The sequence below is a fragment of the Protofrankia sp. CiP1_Cm_nod4 genome (genome assembly GCF_982290645.1).
Map to the genome: position 1 here is coordinate 1 of NZ_CEVIVC010000177.1, position 9054 is coordinate 9054.

The 9054-nt window shown below is 73.8% G+C and carries 4 protein-coding genes; 3 read left to right on the forward strand and 1 reads right to left on the reverse strand.

Annotated elements, in window-relative coordinates:
• Nucleotides 1-118 precede the first annotated feature (118 nt).
• On the reverse strand, nucleotides 119-5119 hold the full coding sequence (locus AC5LSR_RS21700; RefSeq protein WP_493468913.1) for a cation-translocating P-type ATPase: 5001 nt from the start codon (nucleotides 5117-5119) through the stop codon (nucleotides 119-121).
• A gap of 636 nt (nucleotides 5120-5755) precedes the next feature.
• On the opposite strand from AC5LSR_RS21700, the gene AC5LSR_RS21705 reads away from it, so the two are divergent.
• The 3 genes from AC5LSR_RS21705 to AC5LSR_RS21715 all read left to right on the forward strand — a co-directional run bounded on the left by AC5LSR_RS21705 (nucleotide 5756) and on the right by AC5LSR_RS21715 (nucleotide 8786).
• Nucleotides 5756-6295, forward strand: coding sequence for a hypothetical protein (locus AC5LSR_RS21705; RefSeq protein WP_250284374.1), 540 nt, complete (start codon nucleotides 5756-5758; stop codon nucleotides 6293-6295).
• A gap of 850 nt (nucleotides 6296-7145) precedes the next feature.
• Nucleotides 7146-7505, forward strand: a complete 360-nt coding sequence (locus AC5LSR_RS21710; RefSeq protein WP_250284376.1) for a hypothetical protein — start codon at nucleotides 7146-7148, stop codon at nucleotides 7503-7505.
• Nucleotides 7506-7928: 423 nt separating this feature from the next.
• Nucleotides 7929-8786 carry a peptidylprolyl isomerase gene (locus AC5LSR_RS21715; RefSeq protein WP_250284377.1) on the forward strand — a complete coding sequence of 286 codons (858 nt, stop codon included), beginning with the start codon at nucleotides 7929-7931 and terminating at the stop codon, nucleotides 8784-8786.
• Nucleotides 8787-9054 lie beyond the last annotated feature (268 nt).

Genomic DNA, 9054 nt, shown 5'->3' on the forward strand with positions numbered 1-9054 from the left:
CCCCGCCGGTGAGCCCAGGGTCTGCCGTCCGCGTGCCGGCAGTCTCAAGAGGGGGCGCGTCATCCCCGGCAACGGTTTTCAACGCCGGGCGGGCCGTCCAACCTGTCGGGAGGAACATTCAGCCCGTCGGGAGGGATGAGCCCTCGGGAGGGACGAAACGGGCCGCGAGCGGCTCCAGCGTCATCGAGAGCAGGGTTCCGGCGGCCGAGGCGCCGATGGCGACGGCCCAGCCGGAGGGTCCGAGCGGGGTGCAGCCGAAGAACCGGCTCAGCCCGGGCGTCTGGACGACCATAACCAGCGCCACCACCGACCCCAGGCTGCTCAGCAGCACCGACCGGGAACGCCCGCCGACCAGCAGTGTCTGGCCGAGCTGCGCCCCGACCAGCGCCACCAGCCCGACGGTGTCGGCGTGCCGGCGCCGGCCGGTGGGACGGGCGACGATCCATGCGCCGGTGGCGGCCGCGGTGGTCGCCACCGCGCGCACCGCGACCTCCCGCAGCAGCGCGCGGCCCAGCGATCTCTCCGGCCCCTCCCCGAGCAGCTCGCCGGCCCGGCCGGGATCCGGCTGGCGCAGGGCGATGGCGAGCCCGGGGGCGAGGTCGGTGAGCAGGTTGACCAGCAGCAGCTGCCGGGCCGACAGCGGGGAGGTACCGGTGGCGACCGCGCCGAGCAGGGTGAAGGCGATCTCGCCGAGGTTGCCGCCCACCAGGATGCCCAGCGCCTGGCGCACCGAGGCCCACATCGACCGGCCCTCGACCAGGACGTCGAGGATCGTCTCCAGCCGGTCGTCGACGACCACCACGTCGGCGGCGGCCCGGGCGGCCGGGGTGCCCCGTCGGCCCAGCGCGATCCCCACGTCGGCGAGCCGGATCGCGGGCGCGTCGTTGGCGCCGTCGCCGGTCATCGCGACCACCTTGCCCAGCCGCTGGTACGACTCCACCACGCGGACCTTGTGCGCCGGGGTGCCGCGGGCGACCACCGTCACCTCGGGCAGCAGCGCGTCGAGCGCGTCGTCGTCCAGCGCGTCGATCTCCATGCCGGTCATCATCCGGCCGCCGTCGAGGACCCCCAGCTCGGTGGCGATCGTCTGCGCGGTGGCCGGGTGGTCACCGGTGATCATCACGGTCTGCACGCCAGCGTCGTGCAGCTGGACCAGGGACGGCCCGGCGCCGGAGCGGACCGGATCCGACAGACCGAGAAAACCCAGGAAGGTCAGAGCGTCGAGGTCGTCGTCCGACACCTGCCGGCTGTGATCGGGCATCGCGCGTTCGGCGACGGCGAGCACCCGGTATCCCCGCCGGCCCAGCGCGACGTGCTCGCGGGCCAGGCCCGCCCGGCCACGCCCGTCCAGCGGCACGTCGCCCCGGGCGGTCCGCCAGCGGGTACAGCGGGGCAGCAGCGTCTCGGGCGCGCCCTTGACGCTGAGCAGCACGGCGCCGCCGGTGCCGCCGGTGCCGCCGGCAGGCGTCCCCTGGGAGGTCCTCCGGGGCGTCCCGGGGGAGAGCCCGAGGGACGCGTGGTAGGAGCGGCCCGGCTCGAACGGCAGCGAGACCAGCTCCGACCAGGAGCCCAGGCCGTGGTCACGGTCGATGTCCGCGGCTGCCGCGCCCTTGGTCACCGCCCGGTCGGTGGGATGGGACAGCTTGCGCCCGTCGACCCGCGCCGGGGTGGCGCGCAGGCCGGCGGCGACCACCCGGCGCTGCCGTTTCGTCAGCTCGCCGACGGCGGCGGTGTGGCTGCCGTCCGACACCATGCCGAGCCGGATCCGGCCTCTGGTGAGCGTGCCGGTCTTGTCGAAGCACAGCACGTCCACCCGTCCGAGCGTTTCGATGGTCCGCGGGTTGCGCACCAGCGCGCCGCGGCCGGACAGCCGCCGGGCCGCGGACAGCTGCGCGGCCGTGGCCAGGAACGGCAGGCCCTCGGGCACCGCGGCGACGGCGAGCGCCACACCCGCGCTCAGCGTGTCGCCGGCGGGCCGGCCACGGACGAGCCCGGAGGCGAGCAGGACCGCGGCCGCGCCGAGCGCCACCGGCGCGGTGAACTCGGTGATCGCGGCCAGCCGGGCCTCGACACCGACAGCCTTGGCCGGGCCGGCGGCCGTGGCCATGCCACGGCCCGCCTCGGTGGCCGGGCCCGTCGCCACGACGGCGGCCGTCGCGGCGCCCGCGACCACGGTGGTTCCCTCGTACACCATCGAGGTGCGCTCCGCGACATAGCTGGCGGCGACCGGACGCGGCGACTTCGTCACCGGCAGGGACTCCCCGGTCAGCGACGACTCGTCGACCTCCAGGCTGGTCGCCGACAGCAGCCGGGCGTCGGCGGGGACGACATCCCCCGGCCCGATCGAGATCACGTCGCCGGGGACCAGTTCCCGCGCGGTGAGCTCGACGTCGGCACCGTCCCGGCGCGCCCGGGCCCGCAGCGCGGACCAGGCGAACAGCTGGGCGAGCGCGCGGTCGGCCCGCCGCCGCTGCACCGCGCCCACCAGCGCCGACATGACGGCCACGCTGACCACCAGGCCCGCGTCCAGCACCGAGCCGCTGGCAGCCGACAGCGCCGCCCCGCCCAGCAGGACCGGGGTCAGCGGGCTTGCCAGCTCCCGGGCGAGCGCGGCGAGCGGGCCGGGGGCGGCCTCGCCCACCGGGAGGCCCAGCGAGGGGCCCAGCGAGGGGCCCAGCGAGGGGCCCAGCGAGGGGTCGGCGGCACGCCGCGACGCGGCCTGCGCGCTGGTCAGGCCGTCCGGTGAGCTGCCCAGCCCGGCAAGGACACGCCGCGTCGAGAGCACATGCCAGGGCGTACGCGCAATGCCCGGCGGCGACGGGCGCCGGCCGAGCTCGCGGGCCGCCCAGACGCCGTAACCGAACGCGAGGGCAGCGGCCCCGTGCACCATGAGCATCGCCCGGGAGAGCAGCCGTGGGCCGACACCGGTCAGCGCGACCAGCGCGCCGGCGCCGGAGCCGATCTGGGCGAGCCGCACCGCGTGCCGGCTCACCCGGGCCGCCACGGCGGCCGCCTCCACCAACATCGCGGCGGCTCGCAGGTCCGTCCCGACGAGGACGTCGGCGCCCCAGGCCGGCGCGCCGTCGGGGCCGTCGACTCCCACCCCGCAGTCGGCGCCGCCCACCGCGGGACGCCGGTGCGAGACGACCAGCACCCCGCCGCCCGCCGCCCGCAGGTCACCGACGGCGGCCGGCAGACGGCGCCCGCCCGGGATCACCGGGAACCCGAAGCCGTCACCCGGGCAGGCGTCACCGCCGGCCACCCGTACCGTCAGCCCGCTGCGCCGGCAGGAGGCCAGCAGCGCCTCGGCGCCCTCGGCCCGCTCGGGCACGGCCGTCACCACCGCCGTCACCGCCGTGCCCCGGGCGAGGCCGAGGATCGTGTGCGCCCCCGCCGCCCGCAGCCGCCGCCACTGCGCCCGGCCCGAGTCCTCGCCGCGCCGGCTCTCATCACGCCGGCCCTCGCCGCGCCGGCTCTCACCGCGCCGGCTCTCACCGCGCCGGCCCTCGTCACGCCGGCCCTCGCCGCGCCGGCCCTCGTCACGCCGGCCCTCGTCACGCCGGCCCTCGTCACGCCGGCTCTCACCGGTCCTGCCGTCGTCACCGGTCCTGCCGTCGTCACCGGGCCTGCCGTCGTCACCGGGCCTGCCGTCGTCACCGGGCCTGCCGTCGTCGCCGAGCCTGCCGTCGTCGCCGAGCAGCCGTTCGATCGGTGCGAGCGTCCAGCCGTCCGCCTGGGCCGTCGCCGTCGGATCGGCCGGCTGGAACAGCGCGTACGCCCGGACGGCGACCTTGCTCGCGTCGGCACCGGCCAGTGGGATGACCTCACCGAGGGTGAACGCCGTGCCGACCAGCACGTCGGAGTCGAGCACGACCGTGTCGACCCGGTCCAGCAGCCGCAGCGCCCCGGGGCTCATCACCTGCGCTCCCCGGCGCGCCAGGACGACGGTGAGCTGGTCGCAGAAGCCCTCCCGGCCAAGACCAGCCGGGCGCGGGAGCATGGCCAGCGCGGCGGCGGTGGCCCGCCGCGGGCCGCCGGTCAGCGCGGCCGTGGCACCGAAGACCGCCAGCAGACCCGCCCCGGCGGCGTCCGCGTAGCGTTCCGCCGGGCCGGCCGGCACCGGCCCGGGCCGCTTGCGGGCCACCGGCCCGGCGCCGGCCCGGTCGGGGTCCCCCAGCAGCTCGGAGCCGGCGAAGGCGTCCCGGCGGGCCCGGGCGGCGGCGAGGGCGTGCACCCGGTGGGCGGCGTCCAGACCGAGACCGCTGTGGCTGCCGGCCAGCCCCAGCGCGGCGGCGTTGGCCACCGCCAGGACGATGTCCGCCCGCTGCGGCCCGATCGTCCGCTCCACGACCGCGCGCAGCCGCGGCTGGGTGTCGACGGCCATGACCAGCGCGGCGAGCTCCGCCGGCAACGGCGTCCAGCGGGCGGCGCGGCCCACTGACGCCACGGTGAGGGCGATCCCGTCCGCGGCGAGCGCGGCGGCCGCGCGCAGCACCACGGCCACCGCGTCCGGCGGGTCGGCGGCCCTGGACGGCTGACCCACGCCCACCGTGCCCTGGTCCTCGTCGGTCCGATCCCCGGCGCTCTGATCCCCGGCGCTCTGATCCCCGGCGGTCTCCTGCTCAGCCCGCTGCTCGGCCGGCTCGCCGCGGATGGCGCGAACGGCACGCTCGGCGGCCACGGCCAGCTCACCCATCCGCGGATACGGCTCGGTCAGGCCAACCAGGAGCCGTCCCAGCGGCGCGTTGACCCGGGCCCACCGCACTCCGGGACGGCGTTCCAGCTCCTGTTCCACCAGCCGCCGACGCGACGGGTGCGACAGCCCGCCGATGCCGCGCACCCGCAGGCTGGCCACCCTGAGACAGGCGCCCCCGTCGCCGCCGGGGCGGGCCAGCCGGCCGGCGGCCCGCCCCGCCCGACCGACATGAGCGACATGACCGGTGTGACCGGCCTGGTCAGGCCGGTGGTCGGACTGGTCCGCGGCGGAGGGCTCCATCCGCTCCAGCAGCGGCATCCGCTCCAGCAGCGGCCCGGCCAGCAGCATCAGTCCCGCGTCGCACAGGAGACGTCCTCCGGCCAGGGCACGCCGCGCACCCGAGCGGGGATCCGGCAGCCGCATCGGCGGACCTCCTCACCGATCCCGTCGATCGCGCTCAACCCGATCCCGTCGATCATCGACGGGGCGGCATCGACCAGCGGACGCCATGCCATCCGAGCCACACCCGGACGGCGCCCGATGCGACATCCGATTACGACATCCGATCGGCCGTCAGGCCATGGCCGACGCGCGGACCGTGGCCTGACAGCGCACGTCATGGCCGGCGCCGCGTCCCCCCACGGCTGTGGCCCCGCGGGTACCCCACTCGACAGCCGGTACCCGGTGGCCGGCACCGCCTAACCGGCGGGCGGCCCATCGGATGGCCCGCGCCCGCCGTCGCGGGGAGTGCGTCCGCCATCGCCGAACCGCCGGGAAAGGCCGCCGGGCGGACTCGGCCATCGGACGAACGAGAAGAACCGTCAGAAACACGCGCACATCGTCGCCGGACGAATATCGCGACAAGACACCGTCGTCGCAGGAGGAACGAAATACCAGAAGCGGGACGAAACGTCGGCAGCCACCCCAGCCCCGCCGAAAAATCTCCGGAACCGGGCCCAGGATCTTTTTACCCGAGGCGAAATTTTATCCAGGACGAGATCTTTTGTTTACCCGGGGTTTGCCTCTGGGGAGGGTGACATCATAGCGGAGGGAGGCTCGATGTCCCCCAAGACACACAATCACGTACGAGACGAAGAAAAAGAAGAGGCCAGGCAGGCGGAGGAATACCAGGACAGGCCGGACACGGGCGACGGAACCGGAACCCCGGCGGAACGGCCGGGGACGGAACAGCCGCGAGCCGGCCGGACGGACGAGGCCACCGGCGCCGGCCGGGCCCGCGGCGAGGCCGGCCACGAGAGCGGGCGGGCGGGAGCGGGCGAAGAGGGCGAAGCACGAAGGCCCCACACCGCCACACTGCGGACGCCGTTCGCCACGGCCCGCATCGAGATCCCGCGCGCCCCGGGCACAAGCATGAAAGTGGGCCCGGTCAGGCTGCCGTCACCAGCCCAGACCGCCTTCTACATGGGCCTGGGCGTGCTCGCCGTCACCGAACTCGTCGAATGGCCGGTCGCGGCGGCGATCGGGGCCGGTGCCTACATCGCCCAGCACAGCCACGCCCAGCACAGCCACGCCACGGCCACCGCGGCCCCGGAAAAAGCTGCAGGTCAGGATAAATCAGGGCATGGCGCGGAGACGTGACACCCCGGAAGACGGCGGACACGGGCCGACGGCAGCCGCCGATCGCGGCCACGCCCGACAGCAGGCCGCCGACGGTCACCGGCTCCATGGCCGGCCGGAAGCCGGTGACCGTCGGTCGTCGTCGATGCCTGTCAGCCGTCGCCGGTGCCTGTCAGCCATTGACGACGACCCGCGGAGACGGCGGGCGGACAGGCGGATCCCGCCGAGCCCTTCGGGCGGAAAGATCCGGGACAGCCGGTGGGCGACAGGCTCAGGCCGTCCGGACACCCGGCCTGAGCCACCGCCGGAACAGCGACGAGACCAGCACGATGACCGCCGCGCTGACGAGCTCGGCCACCAGGGCCAGCACAATATCCGACACCGCGCACTCCTCACAGATGATGATTTCTGGATGATCACCGTTGCCACCTTCGGCGGTACAGGTATCGCACAGGAAAGGGTGGCTGGTCCAATGGTTACCGGCAGCGTGAACAACCCGGTCGCATACACGGACAGGCCGGCCGGAAATCAGGATCCGCATACGGGCTCCCCCGCCACCTGAAGGGAGCGGCCGGCCACGTACAGAATCCGGCCGCGGGGCCTGCCAGCACCCCGGGGCCCGACCGGCGCACCGGCCGGACGGCCGACCACCCCGCCCTGATCGATAATATGATTCCTGATCGACGGCACGAACATGGACGACGAGTGCGGAAGGGCGGGCGCAGCAGGGCGGCGAGCACGGCGGACAGCCACGGAAACGACTGCCACGACGACCGTCCGCCCCCCTTTTTCACGATTCTGACAGAATTCGATATTCAAGATTCGATATTCAAGATGCAAGGCCCAAGGCGGACAGAAGAAATGGATCGCCATGACACACCGGCCGCGCGCTCGGATCGCGCAACGGGCACGGTTGGCGCTGCTGCCTCGGCGCCGTGTCCTGGAGGACTGGCTGCTTGTCACCGAACGGCGGATGATCCTCCATCGCAGGGCGCTGCGTACTCCGACCAACATCAACCTGGCCGAGCTGCTCGACGCGGCGCAACGCGAGTCACAGCTCGCGGTGGCCACCGCCGCGTGCCTGACCAACAGGCCGGACGCCCCGCCGGGCATCCCCCGGACAGCGATAGCGGAAGCGACGACGGACACACCGCGCCGGCCCGAACCACCCCGGCGCCAGCACACGGTACGGCCATCACGAAAGCACGACGGCGTCACCGCGGCCCGCTGACTGCGCCGGCCCCGCTGACCTGACCGAGACCAGCATCGGGCGCCTCACGCACGGTGATATCCCGCTACCGCGGGCCGGGTCAGGAGCGGGCGCGACAGCCCGCGGCAACGCACGGCCGCCCCGGTCACAGCCCTCGGCCCCACCCGAATCCCACCCGCGGCGATGCCACGGCGGTGCGGCAACCACGAGCGGGACAGCCGCACTCCGAACCCTGACGATATCCGACAACATCCGGCAATATCCGGATCATGACAGTTAATGCCATCTGAAGGTTACGCACAGCTTTCGCACAGCCGGGCCCGGCACGATACCGGTGCGGCGGCAGCGGGCGGACCGTGACTACCTACACTTCCCTTGACCGTACGCTCGCCGGCGGCGGAACGATTCCGCCCACCTCGTGACGATGGACAGGGAGGCCGACAGGTGGTGACGTCCAGGACGCGCCGACAGCGCGATCTCGCCGTGGGCAAGGCCGCCCGGCAGGCCGCACGCCGGACCGCCGCGCGGCGCCGACAGCGCAGGGTGACCGCTGTTGTCTGCGTGGGCGCCCTGATCCTGCTGACCGGCGGCATCACCGCGGCGCTGCTGCTCACCGGCGACGACGACACCGCATCCCTGTCATCTTCGGCGGTATCGCCCGCGACGGAGCCACCCGCGGCAGCCGCATCGCCCGCGGCAGCTCCGGCCGCCACCACACAGGTCGGCCCCTGCATCTACACCTCGGACGAACAGGAGCCGTCCAGACCGGTCAGCCTGCCCGCGGCAGCCGGCACGGTGAGCCGCTCCCCCGCCACGATGACCATCACCACGAACAAGGGGACGATCAAGGCCGCGCTGGACGCGGCAAAGGCGCCCTGCACCGTCCGCGCCCTGCTCACGCTGGCGAACGCCAAGTACTTCGACAACACCTCCTGCCACCGCGAAACCACCCGGAACATCTTCGTGCTCCAGTGCGGGGATCCGCAGGGCACCGGTATGGGCGGCCCGGGCTTCACCTACGCCAACGAGAACACCGACGGCGCCACATACACCCGCGGCGTCATCGCCATGGCCAACGGGGGCCCCAACACCAACGGCAGCCAGTTCTTCATCAACTACCAGGACCCGAACAAGGACGGCGTGCAGGCACTGGCCACCAACTACACGGTCGTCGGGAAGGTGACCGAGGGCCTGTCCGTCCTCGACGCCCTCACCACCCCCGGAGTCGAAGGCGGCGCCCCCGACGGCGCCCCCGCGAGCAAGCCCCAGATCCTCACCCTCACCATCACCCAGGGCGCCTGATCCGCAAGCCGCCCGGCTCAGGAGCTGCCGGAAAATAACTCCGGTTGTTGATGTCGGTCTTGTTGCGGGGCTGACAGCAGCCTCTCTCGATCGAGAACCGCAGTTATTGATCGACGGGTCCTTACCCCCATCTGGGGTGACGCCGAAGGCACCCGAGGTACTGACCCCCCAAAACCTCCCCACCCACCCTCAGCAGCCGCCAAGGATGCGCATCCACTGCTACGACGACAGCGGCGCATTCACATCCTCAACACCCAAAACCCCCAAC